The sequence below is a fragment of the Pseudomonas sp. XP1 genome, assembly GCF_053557675.1.
Genome location: NZ_JBNRIJ010000033.1, coordinates 3,988 through 24,436, shown reverse-complemented (window position 1 = coordinate 24,436; position 20,449 = coordinate 3,988). Strand labels below are relative to the sequence as shown.

The window sequence follows — 20,449 nt, the reverse complement described above, 5'->3', positions numbered from 1 at the left end:
CAAGGATGAAAGCAATAAGACTGGTCGCAGCCCTGAGCCTGGTGCTGCTGGCCGCCTGCAGCAAGGACACGCCGGTTGCCCCCGCTGCCGACAGTGCACCGGACAGCGCAGCCGTGACCCTGTATTTCAGTGCCGCCGAGGGGCTGAACCCAGGCCCTGGCGGCACGCCTGCGCCGGTACGGGTGCGCCTGTACGAGTTGAAGAACAGCGCGGCATTTGCCCGCGCCGACTACTTCGCCCTGGCCGAGCGCGCCCAGGCCACCCTCGGCGCCGACCTGATCGACCAGGACGAAGTGCTGTTGCAACCCGGCGGGCAGTTGCGCGTGGAGCGTCCGCTCGACCCTGCCACTCGCCACATCGGCCTGGTGGTCGGTTACCGCGAGATCGACCAGGCCCAGTGGCGCAGCGTGCTGCCGGTGCCGCCGCGGGACTATCAGATCAGCCTCGATGTGCGTGCCGTGCGCAGCGCCGTGGCCACCCCACAACCTGAACCTGCCCGCTAGGCAATCGGAGTCCCCATGTCCTGGAACAATCGCGTGGTGTGGTCGGAAGGCATGTTCATCACGACCCAGCATTTCCAACAGCATGATCGCTACCTCGAACACTTGGTCGACGCCCGCAACCGGCCGCTGAACGCGGCCGCCTGGGGGTTCTCCGAGCTGCTGCTCGATCAGGGCCTGCTTGCCCAGGGCAAGGTGGCGATTATCAGCGCCCGCGGCTTGCTGCCCGATGGCACGCCGTTCGACATTCCCCGCGACGACCTGCCACCCGCGCCGCTGGAAGTGCCCGACGATCTGCGCCATGGCGTTGTCCACCTGGGGCTGCCACTCAAGCGAGCAGGGGCCCGCGACACCGTCGACGAGGGCGAAGCCCTCGCTGGCGCCCGTTACATCAGCCGAGTCAGCGAAGTGCGTGACGACAACGCGCCGTTCGAGAACCGTGCCCCGCTGGCCCTCGGCAGCCGCGCCCTGCGCCTGCTGCGCAGCGAGGACGGCCTGAGCGACTACGCCGCCCTCGGCATGCTGCGCATCCGCGAAAAGCGCGCCGACCGCGCGCTGGTGGTGGATGACAGCTACATCCCGCCGGTACTCGACGTGGCGGCCAGCCAACAACTGTCCGGTTTCTGCGGCGAGCTGCTGGGCCTGTTGCACCAGCGTGGCGAAGCGCTGGCGGGCAGGGTGGTCGCCTCGGCCAATGGCGGGGCGTCGGAGATTGCCGACTTCATGCTGCTGCAACTGGTCAACCGCGCCCAGCCGCTGGTCGAGCACCTCAACCAGCTGAGCCCGCTGCACCCCGAGCGGCTGTACAGCGAGCTGGTGGCCCTGGCTGGCGAGTTCGCCACCTTCACCCGCGATGGCCGCCGACCGCACAGCTTCCCGGTCTATCAGCACGACGACCTGGCGGCGACCTTCGCACCAGTGATGGCCGCCTTGCGCGAGGCCTTGTCGACGCTGATCGACAGCAAGGCGGTGGCCATCCCCATCGTCGAAAAGGCTTACGGCATCCACGTTGGCATGCTTGCCGACCGCAGTTTGCTCGACAGCGCCAGTTTCGTCCTGGTGGTGCGTGCGGATGTGCCCAGCGAGACGCTGCGCAGCCGCTTTGGCCAGCAGAGCAAGATCGGCTCGGTGGAGCACATCCGCGACCTGGTCAACCTGCAACTGCCGGGCATCGGCCTGTTGCCGTTGCCGGTGGCGCCCCGCCAGATCCCGTTCCATGCCGGTTCCACCTACTTCGAGCTCGACCGCGGCAGCGAGCATTGGAAGCAGTTGCAACACTCCGGTGGCTTTGCCTTCTACGTCGCCGGCGAGTTCCCCGGCCTGAGCCTGGCCTTCTGGGCCATTCGAGGATAACCCGTGATGCACCCGGACGATCCGCAGGCCAACGACCGTACCCAGTTCATGCCGCGCCCCGGTGGCCGTGCTGCCCCGCAACCCGCCGCGCCAGCGCCGCAGCCGCCACCGTTGCAGGTACCGGCCGAGCCCCTGGCGCCTGGCCAGGGCGTGGGTCTCAACCCACTCGAGCAGGCGGCCGGGCCTTTGCTGGCCTTGCTTACCCGCCTGCGCAACACCATCGCTCATTCGGCGCCGGCCAGCCTGCGAGCGCAGTTGCTGGCCTATCTGCGCCAGTTCGAGACCCGTGCCGAAGCCGCCGGGGTGGTGCGCAACGAAGTGCTGCTGGCGCGCTATGCGCTGTGCACCGCGCTGGACGAGGCGGTGCTCAGCACGCCGTGGGGCAGTGCCAGCGACTGGAGCCGCCAGAGCTTGCTGATCACGGTGCACAACGAGGCCTGGGGCGGTGAGAAGGTGTTCCAGCTGATGGAGCATTGCCTGCAGAGCCCGCGCGAACGCCTCAACCTGCTGGAGCTGTTGTACCTGTGCACCAGCCTAGGCTTCGAGGGCCGCTACCGGGTCATGAACGATGGCCGCGCCCAGCTCGAAGCGCTGCGCGAGCGCACCGCTGCGGCAATTCGCAGCGCCCGTGGCGAGCGTGAGCGCGAACTCTCGCCACACTGGCGTGGGGTGGCCGTCAGCCGTGACCGCCTGGCCCAGTTCGTGCCGCCATGGGTGGGCCTGGCGGTGGCCGTGGCATTGCTGTTGCTGCTGCTGTTCGGCCTGCGCCTGAAGCTGGCCGCCGATGCCGAGCCGGTGTTCCGGGGTATCCACGCACTGGGCGAAATCCCGGTACAAGCCATGGACCGCCCGGTGCTGCAGCCCAAGCCAGTTGAGCGCCCGCGCCTGGCCGGGTTCCTCGCCGATGACATCAAGGCCGGCCGGGTTTCCGTCGAAGACGCGGTCGACCGTTCGGTGGTGACCATTCGCGGCGACGAGCTGTTCGCCAGCGCCAGCGCCAGCATCAAGGGCGATTTCCAGCCGCTGATGCTGCGCATCGCCGAGGCTGTGGCCAAGGTCAAGGGCAATGTTCGGGTCACCGGGCACAGCGACAACCAGCGCATCGCGACGTTGCGCTTCCCATCCAACTGGGCGTTGTCCCAGGCGCGCGCCGAAGAGGTCAAGGGCATCCTCGCCGCGCGCACCGGGCAACCCGAGCGCTTCAGCGCGCAAGGGCTGAGCGACACCGAACCCCTGGCGTCGAACGACACCGCGCAGGGCCGGGCGAAGAATCGCCGGGTTGAAATCACCGTTCTGGCGGAGGGCGTCGAGTGAAGGCGTTTTTCAGTTTTGTCATTCGCTGGGTAATCCCGCTGCTGGGCCTGATCGCCCTGAGCCTGATCATCTGGTTCGTCGGGCCGTTGCTGGACATGCTGGCGTCGCCCACGCCACGCTGGCTGCTGATCGTCCTGTTGTTCGCCCTGTGGGGCGGCTATCGCGCCTGGCGCATCGTGCAGGCGCGCCGGCAGGCGGCCAAGGTCATGCAGAGCCTGGCCGCAGAAACCGCCCCGGACCCTGCCAGCGTGGCCACCACCGAAGAGCTGGCGGCGCTGCGCCAGCGCATGGACGAGGCCCTGGCCCTGTTGAAGAAGGCCCGCCTGGGCGGTGACGAGCGTCGCAACCTTTACGAGCTGCCGTGGTACGTGATCATCGGCCCGCCCGGCTCGGGCAAGACCACCGCGCTGGTCAACTCCGGCCTGCACTTCCCGCTGGCGGCGCAACTGGGTGAGGGCGCCATCCGCGGTGTGGGCGGCACGCGCAACTGCGACTGGTGGTTCACCGACCAGGCGGTGCTGCTCGACACTGCCGGCCGCTACACCACCCAGGACAGCCACGCCCAGGTCGACAAGGCGGCCTGGCTGGGTTTTCTCGACCTGCTCAAGACCCAGCGCTCGCGCCGCCCTATCGACGGTGCATTCATCGCCATCAGCCTGTCCGACCTGCTGCTGGGCAGCGACGCCGAGCGCGCCGCCCACGCCGTGGCGATCCGTGCGCGCATCCAGGAGCTGTACAGCCAGCTGGGCGTGCGCTTCCCGGTGTACCTGATGCTGACCAAGCTCGACCTGGTGCCGGGCTTCATGGAGTTCTTCGACAACCTGGGCAAGGACGAGCGCGCCCAGGTATGGGGCATGACCTTCCCGCTGGATACCCTCGAGCAGGGCGCTGACGGCCCGTTGGCGCAGTTCGACAACGAGTTCGCATTGCTCGAACGGCGGCTCGGCGAGCGCCTGGTCGAGCGCCTGCAACAGGAACGCGACCCGGCCCGACGCGACCTTATCTACGGTTTCGTGCAACAGTTCGCCGCCTTGCGTGGCAACCTCCACGCTTTCCTCGACGGCATCTTCAAGCCCAACGCCTTCGAGGCACGGGCGTTGCTGCGCGGTGTGTATTTCACCAGCGGTACCCAGGAAGGCAGCCCCATCGACCGACTGATCGGCAGCATGGCCCAGAGCATGGGCCTTGACCGTGCGCACCTGGCACGCCAGAGCGGTAGCGGGCGCAGCTATTTCATCGAGCGGCTGTTCACTGCCGTGGCCTTCGCCGAGCGCGGCCTGGTCGGCAGCAACCCCAAGGTGGAGCGGCGGCGCCGTTGGATCGCCCGTGGTGCGCTGGCCCTGAGCGTAGCCCTGGTGCTGCTGGTCGGGACCTTGTGGGCCCTCAGTTACCGGGCCAACCAGCAATACATCGCCGAGGTCGACAGCCGCCTTCAGCCACTGGGCAAGAGCGTGCAAGGCCTGAGCCCTGCGCAGCGCAACGTGGTCGACGTGCTGCCGCTGCTCAACGCCGTCCGCCACTTGGCCGACAACCCTCCCAGCTGGGCCGAGGGTCTGGGCCTGTATCAGGGCGACATGCTCGAAAGCGAATCGCTGAGCCTTTACCGCAAGCTGCTGATCGCCATTTTCGCCCCTCGCCTGGTCACCCGCATCGAGGAACAGCTGTATGCCGGGGGGCCGTCCGACTACCTCTACGAAGGGCTCAAGGCCTACCTGATGCTGGCCGATGCCGAGCATTACGACCCAGACTTCATCAAGGCCTGGATCACCCTCGACTGGGAGCGCCAGTTACCCCGCGACCTTGCGCCTGACCTGCGTCAAGCCCTGGGGCAGCACCTGGCGGCGCTGTTCGAGAAACGTCCGCCGAACGCACGCCTGGACCAGCGCCTGATCGACGACACCCGTCGCCAGCTGCAGCAGTTGCCGGTGGCCCAGCGTGTTTACGACCGGGTCAAGCGCCAGAAGCTGCCAGGCGGGGTCGAAGACTTCCGCGTCAGCGACGCCGCCGGGCGCGATGCAGCCCTGGTGTTTCGCTTCAAGAGCGGCAAGCCGCTGAGCGAGCCGCTGCCGGGGCTGTTCACCGTTCAGGGCTACCGGCAGGCATTTCTCGCCGCCAGCCTGGCGCAGAGCACCACGCTGGCCGAGGAGCGCTGGGTGCTGGGCCGCACGCCGGGCGAAGCGGGCGATGCCAAACGCCTGGCCGATGATGTGCAACAACTCTACTACCAGGATTACATCCGTCACTGGGATGCCCTGCTCGACGACCTGGACGTCGTGCCTGTCACCAGCGTTGGCCAAGCCGCCGATGTGTTGCGGGTGCTGTCCGGGCCGACCTCGCCGCTGAAGCAGCTGCTGCAGGCGGTGGCCCGTGAAACCAACCTGGCGCAGCCGACCACGCTCGACAAGGCCCAGGACAAGGCCGAGCAGGCCGGTGTCGACCAGTTGCGCCAGCGCCTTGGCGGGCTGCTCGGCGACGCGCCGCTACCCGTTGACAGCCCAGCAGCCCGTACGCAGGACCCGGTGACCGCGCACTTCGCCGAACTGGCCGCGCTGGTTGGCAGCGGCGAAGGCCAGCCCGCCGCCATCGACGGCTTGCTCACCGACCTCAATGCGCTGTACGTGCAGGTCAGCGCCATGGTCGGTGCCAGCGGCGATGCCTTGCTCGGCGAAGCCAAGAACCAGGCCCAGGCTGCGGCGCAACGGGTAGCCCTGGGTGCGGCGCGCCAGCCCAGGGTGGTGCAGAACCTGGTCAGTTCGGTACTCGGCTCGACCCATGGCATCGTCATGGGCGGGGTGCGTAACCAGCTCAATGCCGCCTGGGCCAGCGAAGTGCTGAATGTCTACCGCCAGTCGCTCAGCGGCCGCTACCCGCTGGTGGCCGGCAGTTCGCGTGACGCCACCCTGGAAGACTTCGGCCAGTTCTTCGGGGTCGGCGGGGTGATGGACAACTACTTCCGCAAGTACCTGCAGCCCTACGTCAATACTTCCAGCACGCCCTGGAGCTGGCAGCCGGGCGCTGCGCAGAAACTCGGGATCAGCGGCAATGTGCTGTACACCTTCCAGCGCGCGGCGACCATCCGCGATGCGTTCTTCCGCAGCGGTAACGGCCTGCAGCCAAGCGTGCGTTTCGAGCTCAAGCCGGTGGCGATGGACGCCAGCATCACCCAGTTCCTGCTCGATCTGGACGGTCAGCAGGTCAGCTACGACCACGGCCCGAGCCGCCCGGTGGCGTTGCAGTGGCCCAACCCGAACAGCATCGGCGTGGTTCGCCTGTCGATCGCGCCGCCATCGGCCAGTGGCCGTTCGGGGCTGACCGTGGAGGGCCCATGGGCGTGGTTCCGCCTGCTCGACCAGGCCGACCTGGTGGCTGGCAGCTCGCCGGAGCGTTTCAACCTGCGTTTGCGCGTGGATGGCGCCAGCGTGTCGTACGAGCTGCGTGCCAGCAGCGCTTTCAACCCGTTCCGCAGCCGAGTGGTCAGCGGTTTCAGCCTGCCGGAGCATCTGTGAACGACGTGGGTTTCTACGGAAAACTGGCCTGCCGCGGCGACTTCGTCAGCCGTGGCTTGCCGCAGACCTTCATCCAGCCCTGGGACCAGTGGCTGGCCGCCGGTATCCAGGCCAGCCAGCAGGCGCTTGGCGAGGCCTGGCTGCAGGCCTACCTGGTCAGCCCGTTGTGGCGCTTTGCCCTGGCGCCTGGTGTGTGTGGCCCGGATGCGGTGGTTGGCGTGCTGATGCCGAGCATTGACCGGGTGGGGCGGTATTTTCCGCTGAGCGTGGCGCAGGTGCTGGAGCCCGGGGTGGCGATCGCAGGCATCGTTGGCGGGGCCGATGAGTGGTTCGAAGGTGTCGAGGCGGCGTTGCTGGGCACGCTTGAAGCGGATGCAGCCTTCGAGCACTTCGAGGCAGCCTTGCAGCCTTTCGACCAACCCCGGCCGCTGCTGCAGGGGGCACGTGTGGCCGTGGGCGGGTTGCAGCGGCTGGACGGCATCACACCGCAGGGCAGGGCGTTGGCACTGGCCGAATGCGCCTGCGAAGGCATGAGCCTGTGGTGGGGGCTGGGCAGCGAGCGGATCGCACCTGGCCTGCTGCGTAGCCAGGGCCTGCCGCGCAGCGACCAGTTCGCCGCGTTCCTGCTGGGCAGCGAGGCAATACCAGCATGAGCCGGGTGCACTACAGCGCGGCCAGTTACAGCCATGTAGGCATGGTCCGCAAGATCAACGAAGACGCCTGCCTGGAGCTGACCTGGGATGGCCTGTGGGCCGTTGCCGACGGCATGGGTGGGCATGCCGCCGGTGACTATGTGAGCAGCCTGGCCGTGGACAGCCTGCGCCAGTTGCCGCTCGTCGATGGGCTGGAGGATTTCACCCAGGCCCTGCGTGACACCCTGGCACGGGTAAACCGCGCCGTGCGCGAGGAGACCTTGCGCCGGGGCGTGGCGATGATGGGCAGCACGGTGGTGGTCCTGGCGGCCCGTGGGGACCGCGCCGTAGGCCTGTGGGCCGGGGACAGCCGGCTGTATCGGCTGCGCGATGGCTGCATCGAGCGCCTGTCGCATGACCACAGCTACGTCCAGGAACTGCAGGACAGCGGCCTGCTCAACGAGGCCGAAGCCCGCGTGCACCCGCGCGGCAACATCGTCACCCGCGCCATCGGCGTCGAGGACCAGCTTGAGCTGCAGGCGGTGGATGTGCAGGTAAAGCCCGGCGACACCTATCTGCTGTGCAGCGACGGCTTGAACAAGACCGCCGAAGACCACGAGATCGCCGACGTGCTCGGCCACGCCGACCCCTATCAAGTGGTTCGCAGCCTGGTGCACCTGGGGCTGACCCGTGGCGCCCCTGACAACATCACCGCCGTGGTGGTGAAGGCGAATTGAAGAGCACACCGAACATGCAGATTCCCGGATTCGACATCGACAGCGAGATTGGCCAGGGCGCCATGGCCAGTGTCTATCTGGCCACCCAGCGCTCGCTGCAGCGCAAGGTGGCGCTGAAGGTGATGGCCGCGAGCCTTGCCGCCGACCCCACCTTCTGCGAGCGCTTCCTGCGCGAAGGGCGCACCTTGGCGCGGCTGGCGCACCCGCACATCGCCACCATCCATGACATCGGCAACGTCGGCGAGCTGTACTACATGGCCATGGAGTACCTGCCCAGCGGGACCCTCAAGGAGCGCATCGCCGCCGGGCTTGCCCCCGAGCAGGGCTTGCTGTACGTGCGGCAGATCGCCCAGGCGCTGGGTTATGCCCACGGCCAGGGGTTGGTGCACCGCGACGTGAAACCGGCCAACATCCTGTTCCGCGCCGACGGCACGGCAGTGCTCTCGGACTTCGGCATCGCCAAGTCGCTGGATGACCGCACCCAGTTCACCCAGGCTGGCTTCGCCGTCGGCACCCCGAGCTACATGAGCCCGGAGCAGGCGCGGGGCATGGACATCGATGGCCGCGCCGACCTGTATGCGCTTGGGGTGGTGCTGTACGAGATCCTTGTCGGCGAGCTGCCCTACCGTGGCACCGATGCGTTGTCGACCGCACTGGCCCACCTGACCGAGCCCCTGCCGGAGCTGCCCATCGAGCACGGGCGCTACCAGGACATCCTGCGCAAGCTGCTGGCCAAGGACCCTGATCACCGCTTTGCCGATGCCGACGCGTTGCTGGCTGCACTCGACCGCTTGCCTGCCGATGACCAGGACACCACGGTGATCCGGCCTTTGCCGGTCGCGATGCCGGGCAAGGCCGACCTTGGCGGGCTGACGCCGGTATCCATCGATATTCCGCAGGTCGCGGCCGAGCCGGTCGCCTCACCCGCGCCTGCAACGCAGCCGTCGCGGTCCGGGCCTGCTGCGCCGCCGAAACCAGCCTCGGGCATGCCGGCCAAGGCCTTGCTGGCCGTGGCCATCGCCGCGGCGCTGGGCCTGGGCGCGACCTTCTTCTGGTTGCGTAGTGGCAGCGACCAACCGGCTGCGCAGCCACCGGTGGTGCAAACCGCGAGCGATCCGCTTACGGCAACCACTCCGCCGCCAGCTGCCAGCGAAGACGGCCGGCCTTTGCTGATGCCGGGCAAGAAAACCCTGTTCCAACGCGTGCTGACCAAGCCCGAAGCGCAATTGCGGGCACGGCCCGGTGACAGCGCGGGTGAGCCATTGCCGGCGTTCTCGGTACTGTACGTGTACCAGCGCAAGGACATCGATGGCCAGCCATGGCTGGAAGTGGGCGCCTCCAGCAGCGGCCAGCGCGACGGCTGGTTGCCGGCTGCACAGACCAGCGACTGGAAGCAAAGCCTGGTACTGAAGTTCACCGAGCGTTCCGGCCGTTCACCGGTGATGTTCATGCGCCAGGCCGACGACCTGCAGCAGCTGCTCGATGACACCGGCAAGGCCCGTGCCGACCTGCTCAAGGCGCAGAACGAGCCCGATCAGGTGCCTCAGGTGCTGGCCCTGGAGCCGGCCGCCAGCGCGGTGCCGCAGAACCAGTTCTACCTGATGCCGATCTTCGACTACCGCGAAAGCTTCGGCGCCGACGGCCAGCCGGTGCAGTTGCTCAACGTCGCCTCCATCGACCCCGGCAGCAGCGTTCGCGGCCAGGCGGCCACGGCTGCTGGTGCGGCCGTGGCGACGGACAACCGCTTCCGTACCGGCATCGTCCTGGTGGTCGACACGTCCGTGTCGATGCAACCCTACATCGACCGCGTGCGCCAGGTGGTCAGCGAACTGCAGGCGCAACTGGCTGCGCAGGGCGAGCTGGACAACGTCAGCTTCGGCCTGGTGGGCTTTCGCAACAGCGTCAAGCGCACCCCGGGCCTGGACTACCTGAGCAAGACCCTGGTCAGCCTGGAGGAGGGCCGCGATCCGGCGCGCTTCCTCAAGGCTGCCGCGCAGGTCAAAGCCACCAGCGTCTCCAGCCATTCGTTCAACGAAGATGCCTTTGCCGGCGTGATGCAGGCCGTGGAGGGCATGGACTGGTCGGGCTATGGCGGGCGCATCGTCCTGCTGGTCAGCGATGCCGGTGCCCTGCGCAAGAACGACCCTTACAGCAGCACACAGATGAACGAGGCCGAGGTTCGCCAGGCTGCGTTGAGCAAGCAGATCAGGATCTACGCCCTGCACCTGCGTACCCCGGCCGGCGCGAAAAACCATGGTGCTGCGGAAAGCCAGTACCGCGTACTCACTGCCGACAGCAACCCACAGATCGGTGACCTGTACGTGGGGGTGCCGGGCGGCGATGTGGGCGCCTTTGGCGAGCGCGTGCGCGAGATCGGCTCGACGTTCGCCGAACTGGTGCACCAGGTGCGTGAACAACAGCCACAGCCGTTGCCCCAGTTGGGTTCGGGCGCGAGCCTGGCGGCGAAGTCCCAGGCAATCGGTTATGCCATGCACATGGACTTCCTCGGCCGTAACGGCGCCAGCCAGGCGCCGCAACTGGTCAGCGCCTGGGCCGCCGACCATGACCTGGCCAACCCGGCGTTGCCGAGCCTGCAGGTGTGCGTGATGCTGACCAAGCTGCAACTCAATGACCTGCAGCAGTCGCTGAAGCTGATCGTCGACGCCGCGCGCAAGACCCGCAGTTCGCCGGGTGATTTCTTCAACGAGATCGCCAGCGCGAGCGCCTACATGAGCCGCGACCCGGGCGCTCTGCGCAAGGGCGCAAACCTGGCCCAGGGCGGGGTACTGGGCGAATACCTCGAAGGCCTGCCGTACCGCAGCAAGTCCCTGAGCATGACCGAGGACCTGTGGCTGTCGTTGTCGGTGGCCGAACAGGAGGATTTCATCGACGAACTGGACTCGAAGATCCGTCTGTACGAAACCTTCCACAACGACATGGCCAACTGGGTGCGCTTCGGCAAGGCCGAGCCGGGCGATGCCCTGTACCGTGTACCGCTGTCGACGTTGCCGTGATGATCAGCCTGCACGCGGTGCGCAAGACGCGCGGCCAGGGGGCCCAGCGCTACAGCCTGCAGATCGACCGGCTGCAGCTGGCTGCAGGGGCACGGGTGGCGCTGGTCGGCCCCAGCGGCTGCGGCAAGAGTACCTTGCTCGACCTGCTGGCGCTGGTGCTGGCGCCGGATGCCGCCGAGGGCTTCGTCTTCGCCGGCACCGATGTGGCTGGCCTGTGGCGCCAGCGCCGCCTCGATCAGTTGGCGGCGCTGCGCAGCCGCCAGCTGGGCTATGTGCTGCAGGCCGGTGGGTTGCTCGGTTTCCTCGATGTGCGTGGCAATATCCGCCTGCCACGGCAGCTGTTGGGGCTGGGCGAGGACGGCAGCGTCGAACGCCTGGCCGAGGCGCTGGATGTGCATGACCAGCTGGCCAAGAAGCCCGCCGCGTTGTCGCTGGGGCAACGTCAGCGGGTCAGCTGCGCCCGGGCCCTGGCGCATGCGCCGGCCTTGTTGCTGGCCGACGAGCCTACCGCTGCGCTGGACCCGGTGAACGCCGAGCGGGTCATGCAGTTGCTGCTGCGCGAAGCACAGGCGCGCCAGGTGACCTGCGTGCTCGCCACCCATGACGAAGCGCTGGCACGCCGGGCCGGGTTGAGCGTGCTGCGCATGGCCTGCCGGCGCGATGCCGACGGCGGCGTCACCGCCACCTTGGCGCAGGCCGTCTGATGCGCCCGTGGCTGATCGCCGGCCTGGCCTGGCAGGACTACCGCAACGATGCGCGGCTGTCGGCGTGCAGCGTGCTGGCGCTGGTCGCGGTGATCGCGCCGTTGCTGGTGCTGTTCGGGCTCAAGTTCGGCCTGGTCGGCAGCCTGACCGAGCGCCTGCAACGCGACCCGAGCGTACGCGAGATCATTCCCTTGGGCGGTGGCCGTTTCCGTGCCGATTTCATCGATGCCCTGGGGCAGCGCCCGGACGTCGCTTTCGCCATCGCGCGGACCCGGCAGATCGCCGCCACTGCAGAGCTGCTGCTGCCTGCCAAGGGGCGTGCGGTAACCGTCGAGATGCTGCCGACCGCTGCCGGTGACCCCTTGTTGCAACAGGTGCCACCGCCGCAGGGCTTGCAGCAGGTGGTACTGAGCTTTACCGCTGCCGAGAAGCTCGGTGCCGCTGCCGGTGATGAGCTGCAGGCCAGCTTCAGCCGGCAGCAGGCCGGCCAGGTGCAATGGCGCCAGACGCGCCTGCAGGTAGCCGCCGTGCTGCCGTTGACGGCGTTCGAGCGCGATGGCCTGTTTGCTTCCCTGGCCCTGCTCGAAGCGGTCGAAGACTACCGCGACGGGCGCGGCGTGCCGGCGCTGGGCTGGCCGGGCGAGGGCGCAGGCACTGATGCGCAGCGGATATACCCGGCGTTTCGCCTGTATGCCCGTGGGCTGGCTGATGTCGAGACGCTGCGCACCTACTTTGCCGAACGCAGGTGGCTGGTATCGACCCAGGCTGCGCAGATCGCCCAGGTGCAGGCCCTGAGCCGCAACCTGGACCTGCTGTTCTGGATCATCACCAGCCTGGCCGTGGCCGGTGCCGTGGCAGCCGTCGCCGCTGGCGCGGTGGCGGCGGTACAGCGCAAGCAGCGTGAGCTGGCGGTGCTGCGCCTGCTGGGGTTCGGCACGGCCGCGCTGCTGCTGTTCGTGGTGCTGCAGGCGCTGTACAGCGGCGTGCTGGCGGCCGCAGTTGCCGCCGCTCTGTACCTGCTGGCCGAGCAGGGCCTTAACCGGATCTTCACGCAGGTGCCAGGCGAATACGCCAGCCATCTGTTGCCCATGCATTACTTCGTTGCGTTGTCTGCGGTGCTGCTGGCCAGCACAGCCGCTGCTGCCCTGGGCGGCTGGCGGGTGACGCGCATCGATGCCAGTCAAGGAATCCGTGATGTCTGAACTTCGCTTGGGGGCTGCGGCCCTGCTTCTGACAACGCTGGGCCTGGCGGCCTGTTCGCCGGGTACCGACGAGCCGCCTGCCAAGTCGGCCAAGCCGGCCAACGCCGCTGCCGCCAGCGCCCCGGCACAGCCGGTCGACACCAGCAAGCTGGACAACCCCAAGCCTTTGCCAGGCGACGTCAGCCTGCCGCTGCCATGCGGCGGCGAACTGGTGCTGCGTAGCGTCTATGTGCTGGCCCAGGGCAGCCTGGACGACCGCGAGGTCAACCTCGGCTACCCGTTCAGCGAGGGTGAGGCCGGCTACCAGCAGTCGTTCATTTCCGGTTATCGGCGTGACTTCATCAATGGCCAGTTCAGCCTCCAGGACCTTTCGCCCGCCTGGCAGAAGGCCGTCGCCCCCAACCTGCCCGAACTCGACCAGGCTGGCCCGCTCAAGCCGATGATGTATTTCATTGGCAAGTACGAGGTCAGCGCCCGGCAGTACGCCCAGGTGATGGCTCAGGCCCAGTCGCTGGCCAGCGGCGAGGCGCCGCCGGCCTGCCAGCCCGATACCACGGCGGCCGGGCGCCTGCCCAAGGTCAAGCTGTCGCGCTTCGAGGCCGAGCGCTTTGCCGCGGTGTATAGCGCCTGGTTGCTCAAGCATCACCGCGACCTGCTGCCGGTCAGTGGCCGGGGCAGCAAGGCCGAGGACGGCGGGGTCGGTTTCGTGCGCCTGCCCACTGAAGTGGAGTGGGAGTTCGCTGCCCGTGGTGGCTCTGCGGTCAGCCGACAGGAGCTGGAAGGGCGACTGTTCCCGCGCAAGGTCCAGGGCAGTGACAGCGACGGGCCGCTCGGCGACTGGGCGGTGTTCAACCAGGTGGCTGGCGGCACCGGGCAGGCCGCACGCCTGATGCCGATCGGTACCCGGCTGCCGAACCCGCTGGGGCTGTTCGATGTGATCGGCAATGCCGCCGAAATGGTTCAGGAGTCGTTCCAGCTGGTGCATGCCGGCCGCTTGCAAGGCGCCTATGGCGGCTTTGTGGTCAAGGGCGGCAACTACCTGGAAGGCGAGGGCACGCTGTTTACCGGCATGCGCCGCGAGTACCCGCTGTTCGGCGCTGACGGTACCGAGCAGCGCAACGAGACCACGGGCTTCCGGGTGGCCATCGGCGCCTTGTCGGCACCCCGTTCGCGTTACCAGGAACTGTTCGAGCAGTGGCAGAAGGAAGGGCGCCTGGCCAGCCTGACCGACGATATCGATGCCGTACAGGACCCGACCAAGCGCCTGGACAGCATCATCGCCGCCACCGCCGACCCGCGCCAGCAGGCCGAGCTGGGGCTGGTCAACGAAGAACTCAAGCGCAGCGTTTCGCTGATCGGCCGCCAGCGCGAAGAAGCTGCCGGCAACCTTATCCAGTCCGCCGCGCTGGTGGCCGAGACCATCAACAACTACAACATTCGCCTGACCAACCTGCGCAACACCCAGGCCGAGGCGAAGGCGCGTGGCGACCAGACCACCGTGAGCATGTATGCCGCAGCCATCGCCAACGGCCGCGCCGCCCTCGATGGCGCCGTGGCGATCTACATCGACAACCTGGCCAGTGGTACGCGCTACACCGACGCGGTGATCCAGGCGCAGTTCCAGCGGGTAAAGGAAGAACTCAACCGCAAGCCGGTCCTGGGCAAGAGCCTGGTAAGCCGCGCGACCCTGTTCGTTCGCCACGTTGGGGAGTACCGCCAGAACCGGCGGGCCGACCCGGCGACGATCCTCAAGGAGCTCCTGGCATCGGCCGCCGCGCGGCCTTCGTAGTGGCTTCTGCCTGACGCAACCGCGGGGCGGCATGAAGCCCCCCGTTTTAACCACCCCACGTGAGAAAGTGACATGTCCAAGACCATCTTCACGGCTACCCATGCCCGTTCCGCCCTGCTGCTCGCTGCCGGTTTCAGCACCGTGCTGCTGGCGGGCTGCTCCAGCTCCCCGGTATCCAAGGTTGGTGCCACGACCAAGGTCGAGTACTACCCGAGCTGCTACGAGCCTGTGCAGCACCTGCGCTCCACCGACGGTGACATGACCCGCTCGGTTGCCACAGGCGCCGTCATCGGGGCCCTCGGCGGTGCCTTGACCGGCGCCCTGGTCGACGGCGACAACCGCGGCCGCAACGCCGCCATCGGTGCGGCGGGTGGTGCCCTGGTGGGCGGTGCGGCCGGTTACTACACCGAGCGCCAGAAGCAGATCAGTGACGACAAGCAGCGCATTGCCTCGTACGCCACCGACATCGACAAGAGCGCTGCCGACCTGGACCGCACCACGGCCTATGCCAAGGCTTCGCAGAGCTGCTACCAGCGTGAGTTCACCAGCCTGATCGACGGCCGCAAGGCCAACCGCATCAACGACACCGAAGGGCGCAAGCGCCTGGCCGAGATCGTCTCGGGCCTGCAGGAGTCGAACAAGCTGTTGGCCACCGTCAATGGCCGTGTTGCGGAAAACCTCGACAATTACACCCAGGCCTACGAGCAGGACCTCAAGCAGGTCGGTGTGGCTCGTACCGATGTGGCAACCGTGGCTGAGCCGCCGAAGACCACCACTGGCAAGAAGAAGACCCAGGCCGTCAAGGTGAACAAGAACGTGCCGCAAGAGGCTGTCGCCACCGAGAAGACCCTGCAGAAGGCTACTACCAAGAAAGCCGAGGCCCAACAGGTGGCCAATGCCGGCGTCGACCAGGTCAACAAGATGTGCCGCAGCCCCGACATGGGTGACTGGGCGCCGGTGCCTTGCCCGAACGTGTAATCCACGCACCGTTGCGCTCGCGCTGGTGCACGTGCAGCCCTCGCGCAGGTCGCCTGACCTGCCTGGGCCGTGCGTGAGCCGGCGCAGCGGCTTTACGATTCAAGGAGAGTTGTCGTGACTGATCTGATGTCCGGCGCCCTGGGCGGCTATCGGCAGCAAATGGCCCGTCAGCGGCTGTTGTTGACCGTCGACCAGCAGAAGCTGTTCAGGGCCATCGATGCCGACCCGGGTATCGTGGGTGCTGGTGTTGTCTATATCGATGCCGAGTACAACGTGATCGTCCTGCGCGAATTCAAGCCTATCTGCAGCATTGCGCCCAAGCGTGTGATTCTGCAGGAGGCAGCACCTTACAAGTCGCCTGAACAGTTCATGACCCAGCTGCAAACCGGCGCGCGTGAGCGCAAGGTGATGGCAGAGGCCGTGAACGCCAGTTTGGGTTGCCTCTCGGCCTACCTTGGTTGGGTCGTCATGTTCAGTGGCACCATTGCCGTACCGTTCACTGGCGGCGCCAGCATGGTGTTGACGGCGGTCGGTTATGCCGCCGCGGCTGCGGGTACCGGGCAGTGCATGATGGGCGGGTACCGAGTGTTCAACGAAGTGTTCGACCCAGGGCAGAACGACTGGCTCGACAGTAACGACACGGTCCAGACCGTGATGAGCATACTGGACGGCGTCGCGCTGGCAGGTGTGGGCGCATCGAGCCTGAACACCGTGCGGTTCCTGCAGGCTCGCAAAGCGGCGACCGGCAAGGGCTGGAGGGAGCTGTTCCATAGCCTGTCGCGGCAGCAACGCAAGGCGCTGGCCGAGGAGCTTCTGCTCATCAAGCATCCGTCGCTCACCGCCAAGCAGCTCAAGTTGAAGCAAGCGGCGGGTACTGCGATCAAACGCTTTACCCCTACCGAAATTCAGCATGCCACGCGTACCTTGATCAAAGACTCGATAGGCGGCTTGTCGGGCTTTGGCAGCAGTAGCTTCGTGCAATCGGTTGCCGTGGGGCTTTACGAGGAAATTGACGAATGACCCATGGCCAGGAGCTGCAAGCATTTCTTTCCCGCTATTTCGGCATATTCATCGCCGAGTTCATGCTGTCCTGCTTTGCCATTGGCGGCTGTGTTTCGCTGGTGTTCTCCACTTATCTGCGCAGCCCGGACCGGTCGCTGTCGGTACTGGCGTTGGCGCTGGCAGGGATGGTGAGCGCTGCTTCGCATATCGCCCTGGTGCGTGGCTACGCTTGGGGCCTGTGGGGGCTGATCGGGCTGAACGGGCTGGCGGTATTGGCCGCGTTGCCCAGCTACGGCTACCGGCCGCACATGGGCGGTTACGTCTCGGTTCTGCTGTTCGGGCTGCTGGCCTTGCTGGTCATCAATACCCAGCGCTACCGGGAAATGCGCGCGCGCCTGCTCGGCTACCGGGAGACGCGCAGGGCCAACCGCCAGGCGGCGAAAGCTGCCAAGTAATGTGTTTTCGCTGATGTGACGAGGCTTCTGGATGAATTTGCGCTGCATGCGTATCGGGTTCGCTGGTTTGCTGTTGCCATTGCTTGCTGCGTGCAACGGGCACAAGGTCGAGCGCGTGGTGGTTTATGAGAACAATGTCCATCACTGGCGCATCGAGCACGTGGTGGCGCACAACTGGCCGGTGGGGCCACGTCAGTACTATGAAGTGTTTCTCAAGGACCGCTTGCTGATCCTGCCTGCCAATGTCTTCGACGACGAGCGCGACATTAGTGAGTTCGTTGCTGCGGGCGGTTTCGACATCAGCAACTGGCGCAACGACACGATCATCGTGGCGTTCGAGAACGTGCAAAAGCGCGAGGGCGGCAACGAGCATTTTATCCGCTCGCTGATGATCACCCCGGAGTACAAGGAGGGGGAAGTGATACTGACTGACATGGCGACCCATATGCAGATCGTGGTGCAGCGGGTGGAGCCGGTTGGGGAGGGGAAGTAGCAGGGCAGTGGTGGTTGTAGCAAGCAAATGAACTAGCTGTGGATGTCACCGGCATTTGTGGGGAGCGGGCAACGCGGTGTATGGCACCGGCTGCGCCGGTGTTCGCGGCTAAAGCCGCTCCCACAGGTATAGCGTGATCCCGAAGCCAGCGCAGTACCTGTGGGAGCGGGCAAGCCCGCGAAGCAGGCGACGCGGTGCATGGCACCGGCTGCGCCGGTGTTCGCGGCCATGGCCGCTCCCACAGGTGCAGCGTTAACCCGAAGCCAGCACAGTACCTGTGGGAGCGGGCAAGCCCGCGAAGCAGGCGACGCGGTGCATGGCACCGGCTGCGCCGGTGTTCGCGGCCATGGCCGCTCCCACAGGTGCAGCGTTAACCCGAAGCCAGCGCAGTACCTGTGGGAGCGGGTTCACCCGCGAAGAGGCCCGCCCAGGCAAAACCGCCGCTTAAACCCCATGCGACCGCAGCGCCCGCTGCGCACACTCCCGCCAACTCAACTTCGGCTTCTCTACCGGAGGCAGCTGTTGCATTTCCCCTGCCAGCACCACCGGCATATCCCGTATCCTCACCCAAGGCTCACTCTGCCAATACAACAACGTCGTGCTCCGCCCCCCAGGCCAGCACATCTGCCCCAGTCGCGGAACATCCTCCACCCCGTCCTCCTGCCGATCACGCAGCACCGCCACCACCTCATGCGTCAGCCACCAGCGCAAATGCCGGTTCTCCGGTACATGGTGATGCGCCAACAAGGTATAGGCCCCGGATTCGCTGACCATCGTGGTTTCCTGGTACTTGCCATAGCGCAGCAACTGCACGGAGCGGTACTGATCCGGGTCGAGCTTGCGCATGCAGTGTTCGTCATAGAAGTGACCACTCAGCCGGCCAAGTTCGTGGGCGCAGAACCAGGCTTGGGATTCGAGCCAGAGGGTGTGGAGGGGGCGGTTGTGGCGGGTGAAGAGGGTAGGTGTATTGAAACTGTCCATCTTGGCCATCCTGATTTGGAGAGCCGCTGCTAACGGGAACGGAATACCGCTGCGTGAGCGTTCTTAAGCGCCGAGAGACATTATCGCGACGATACAAAAGTCACAATGAGAACCTTGTAGGAAGCTTCCTCTTCGGCTTTTTTCCTGCCAATAAAAAAGGCTGCCAATCGGCAGCCTTCTCTATGCTCGCTCGGATATCAATCCCAGCTCAACGCCCCACCAGTCTGATACTCGATCACGCGGGTCTCGAAGAAGTTCTTCTCTTTCTTCAAGTCCATGATCTCGCTCATCCACGGGAATGGGTTGGTAGTCCCTGGGTACTCTTCCTTCAGGCCAATCTGGGTCAGGCGACGGTTGGCGATGAACTTGAGGTAGTCTTCCATCATCGCTGCGTTCATGCCCAGCACGCCGCGTGGCATGGTGTCACGGGCGTATTCGATCTCCAGCTGGGTCCCTTGCAGGATCATCTGGGTCGCTTCTTCCTTCATCGCCGCGTCCCACAGGTGCGGGTTCTCGATCTTGATCTGGTTGATCACGTCGATACCGAAGTTCAGGTGCATCGACTCGTCACGCAGGATGTACTGGAACTGCTCGGCCACGCCGGTCATCTTGTTGCGGCGGCCCATGGACAGGATCTGGGTGAAGCCGCAGTAGAAGAAGATGCCTTCCAGTACGCAGTAGTAGGCGATCAGGTTGCGCAGCAGTTCTTTGTCGGTTTCGACGGTGCCGGTGTTGAATTCCGGGTCGGAGATGGCGCGGGTGTACTTCAGGCCCCAGGCGGCTTTCTTCGCTACCGACGGGATCTCGTGGTACATGTTGAAGATCTCGCCTTCATCCATGCCCAGCGACTCGATGCAGTACTGGTAGGCGTGGGTGTGGATCGCCTCTTCGAAGGCCTGGCGCAGGATGTACTGGCGGCACTCCGGGTTGGTGATCAGGCGGTACACGGCCAGGGCCAGGTTGTTGGCTACCAGCGAGTCGGCAGTGGAGAAGAAGCCGAGGTTGCGCATGACGATACGGCGCTCGTCTTCGGTCAGGCCGTCCATGCTCTTCCACAGGGCGATGTCGGCGGTCATGTTGACCTCTTGCGGCATCCAGTGGTTGGCGCAGCCGTCCAGATACTTCTGCCAGGCCCAATCGTACTTGAACGGTACCAGCTGGTTGAGGTCGGCGCGGCAGTTGATCATGCGCTTTTCGTCAACACGCACGCGGGCGCTGGAGCCTTCCAGCTCGGCCAGGCCTTCGGCGATGTCGAGGTCGTTCAGGGCAGCCTTGGCGCGCTTGACGGCGTCGGAGTCGTCGGCGGTGGCGGCACGGGCTTCCAGGGCGGCGGCACCACCGGCGCTGTCGAGCTTGTCGAGGGTGGCGGCGGCAGCGGCCTGCGCAGGGGTGTTGCCTTTGGCGGCTACTTCGCCGTCTTCCTTGTCGAATTCGTCCCAGCTCAGCATGGTTTGGCTCCTGCTTGAGGGTCGCCCTAAGGCAACCGGTTGGATTTTAAGAATGTGATGCCTGACGCAAGGCCCGTAACGGCGAATGGACAGCTCGAGAGGCTGACTCTCGTTTACATCTGGTGTGTTCTGGCTTGTACCTGGCCAGGCCTTCGTGAGGGGCCAGGGACAATTGATAGGTGCCCTTTTCAGAGGGGGCGAAGTATACCGGAATTCGCCTTCGATCGGGGCGCGTGTCTGGCGGGCGAGGGTAACTTTTTCGACCGGTCTGGCGTGCGTCCGTTCACGAAATCTTGTGTAGTTTTCTACGGGGGAAGAGTTTAGCGCTAACCTATATGTTG

The 20,449-nt window shown here is 66.1% G+C and carries 16 protein-coding genes; 14 read left to right on the top strand and 2 right to left on the bottom strand.

All coding sequences use genetic code 11. From position 1 onward, the window contains the following. Positions 1-5 precede the first annotated feature (5 nt). The 14 genes from tssJ to ACK1U9_RS21430 all read left to right on the top strand — a co-directional run bounded on the left by tssJ (position 6) and on the right by ACK1U9_RS21430 (position 17,679). The gene (tssJ, locus tag ACK1U9_RS21495) at positions 6-503 is read left to right on the top strand and encodes a type VI secretion system lipoprotein TssJ (RefSeq protein WP_046616242.1); all 498 of its coding nucleotides are present in this window, start codon (positions 6-8) and stop codon (positions 501-503) included. A 15-nt stretch (positions 504-518) separates the two neighbouring features. Next, positions 519-1,853, top strand: a complete 1,335-nt coding sequence (gene tssK / locus ACK1U9_RS21490; RefSeq protein ID WP_449110170.1) for a type VI secretion system baseplate subunit TssK — start codon at positions 519-521, stop codon at positions 1,851-1,853. A 6-nt stretch (positions 1,854-1,859) separates the two neighbouring features. Further along, a complete protein-coding gene (locus ACK1U9_RS21485; RefSeq protein ID WP_046616240.1) occupies positions 1,860-3,167 on the top strand; it encodes a DotU family type VI secretion system protein in 1,308 nt (435 codons plus the stop codon). After that, complete coding sequence (tssM, locus tag ACK1U9_RS21480) at positions 3,164-6,673, top strand: type VI secretion system membrane subunit TssM (RefSeq protein ID WP_449110169.1); 3,510 nt, start codon at positions 3,164-3,166, stop codon at positions 6,671-6,673. The genes ACK1U9_RS21485 and tssM overlap by 4 nt, the downstream gene beginning before the upstream one ends. Then, positions 6,670-7,326, top strand: a complete 657-nt coding sequence (gene tagF / locus ACK1U9_RS21475; RefSeq protein WP_046616238.1) for a type VI secretion system-associated protein TagF — start codon at positions 6,670-6,672, stop codon at positions 7,324-7,326. Before tssM ends, tagF begins: the two co-directional genes overlap by 4 nt. Then, positions 7,323-8,042, top strand: coding sequence for a PP2C family protein-serine/threonine phosphatase (locus ACK1U9_RS21470; RefSeq protein ID WP_046616237.1), 720 nt, complete (start codon positions 7,323-7,325; stop codon positions 8,040-8,042). The genes tagF and ACK1U9_RS21470 overlap by 4 nt, the downstream gene beginning before the upstream one ends. 14 nt (positions 8,043-8,056) lie before the next feature. Further along, positions 8,057-11,056 carry a serine/threonine-protein kinase gene (locus tag ACK1U9_RS21465; RefSeq protein ID WP_196188648.1) on the top strand — a complete coding sequence of 1,000 codons (3,000 nt, stop codon included), beginning with the start codon at positions 8,057-8,059 and terminating at the stop codon, positions 11,054-11,056. Then, a complete protein-coding gene (locus tag ACK1U9_RS21460; RefSeq protein WP_085600968.1) occupies positions 11,056-11,760 on the top strand; it encodes an ATP-binding cassette domain-containing protein in 705 nt (234 codons plus the stop codon). Before ACK1U9_RS21465 ends, ACK1U9_RS21460 begins: the two co-directional genes overlap by 1 nt. Further along, complete coding sequence (locus tag ACK1U9_RS21455) at positions 11,760-12,962, top strand: FtsX-like permease family protein (RefSeq protein ID WP_085600969.1); 1,203 nt, start codon at positions 11,760-11,762, stop codon at positions 12,960-12,962. Before ACK1U9_RS21460 ends, ACK1U9_RS21455 begins: the two co-directional genes overlap by 1 nt. After that, entirely contained in the window at positions 12,955-14,751 is a 1,797-nt protein-coding gene (locus ACK1U9_RS21450; RefSeq protein WP_046616233.1) for a formylglycine-generating enzyme family protein, read from the top strand. Before ACK1U9_RS21455 ends, ACK1U9_RS21450 begins: the two co-directional genes overlap by 8 nt. Positions 14,752-14,823: 72 nt before the next feature. Next, the gene (tagQ, locus tag ACK1U9_RS21445) at positions 14,824-15,729 is read left to right on the top strand and encodes a type VI secretion system-associated lipoprotein TagQ (protein ID WP_046616232.1); all 906 of its coding nucleotides are present in this window, start codon (positions 14,824-14,826) and stop codon (positions 15,727-15,729) included. A 126-nt stretch (positions 15,730-15,855) separates the two neighbouring features. Then, complete coding sequence (locus ACK1U9_RS21440) at positions 15,856-16,749, top strand: hypothetical protein (protein ID WP_046616259.1); 894 nt, start codon at positions 15,856-15,858, stop codon at positions 16,747-16,749. After that, positions 16,746-17,186, top strand: coding sequence for a hypothetical protein (locus ACK1U9_RS21435; protein ID WP_046616231.1), 441 nt, complete (start codon positions 16,746-16,748; stop codon positions 17,184-17,186). Before ACK1U9_RS21440 ends, ACK1U9_RS21435 begins: the two co-directional genes overlap by 4 nt. A 46-nt stretch (positions 17,187-17,232) precedes the next feature. Beyond that, positions 17,233-17,679, top strand: coding sequence for a hypothetical protein (locus ACK1U9_RS21430; protein ID WP_258229937.1), 447 nt, complete (start codon positions 17,233-17,235; stop codon positions 17,677-17,679). Between the two features lie 444 nt (positions 17,680-18,123). Here the strand turns inward: ACK1U9_RS21430 and ACK1U9_RS21425 are convergent, their stop codons facing one another. Both ACK1U9_RS21425 and ACK1U9_RS21420 read right to left on the bottom strand, forming a co-directional pair. Then, entirely contained in the window at positions 18,124-18,660 is a 537-nt protein-coding gene (locus tag ACK1U9_RS21425) for a BRO-N domain-containing protein (RefSeq protein WP_046616229.1), read from the bottom strand. A 197-nt stretch (positions 18,661-18,857) separates the two neighbouring features. Further along, positions 18,858-20,108, bottom strand: coding sequence for a ribonucleotide-diphosphate reductase subunit beta (locus ACK1U9_RS21420; protein WP_015271500.1), 1,251 nt, complete (start codon positions 20,106-20,108; stop codon positions 18,858-18,860). Positions 20,109-20,449 lie beyond the last annotated feature (341 nt).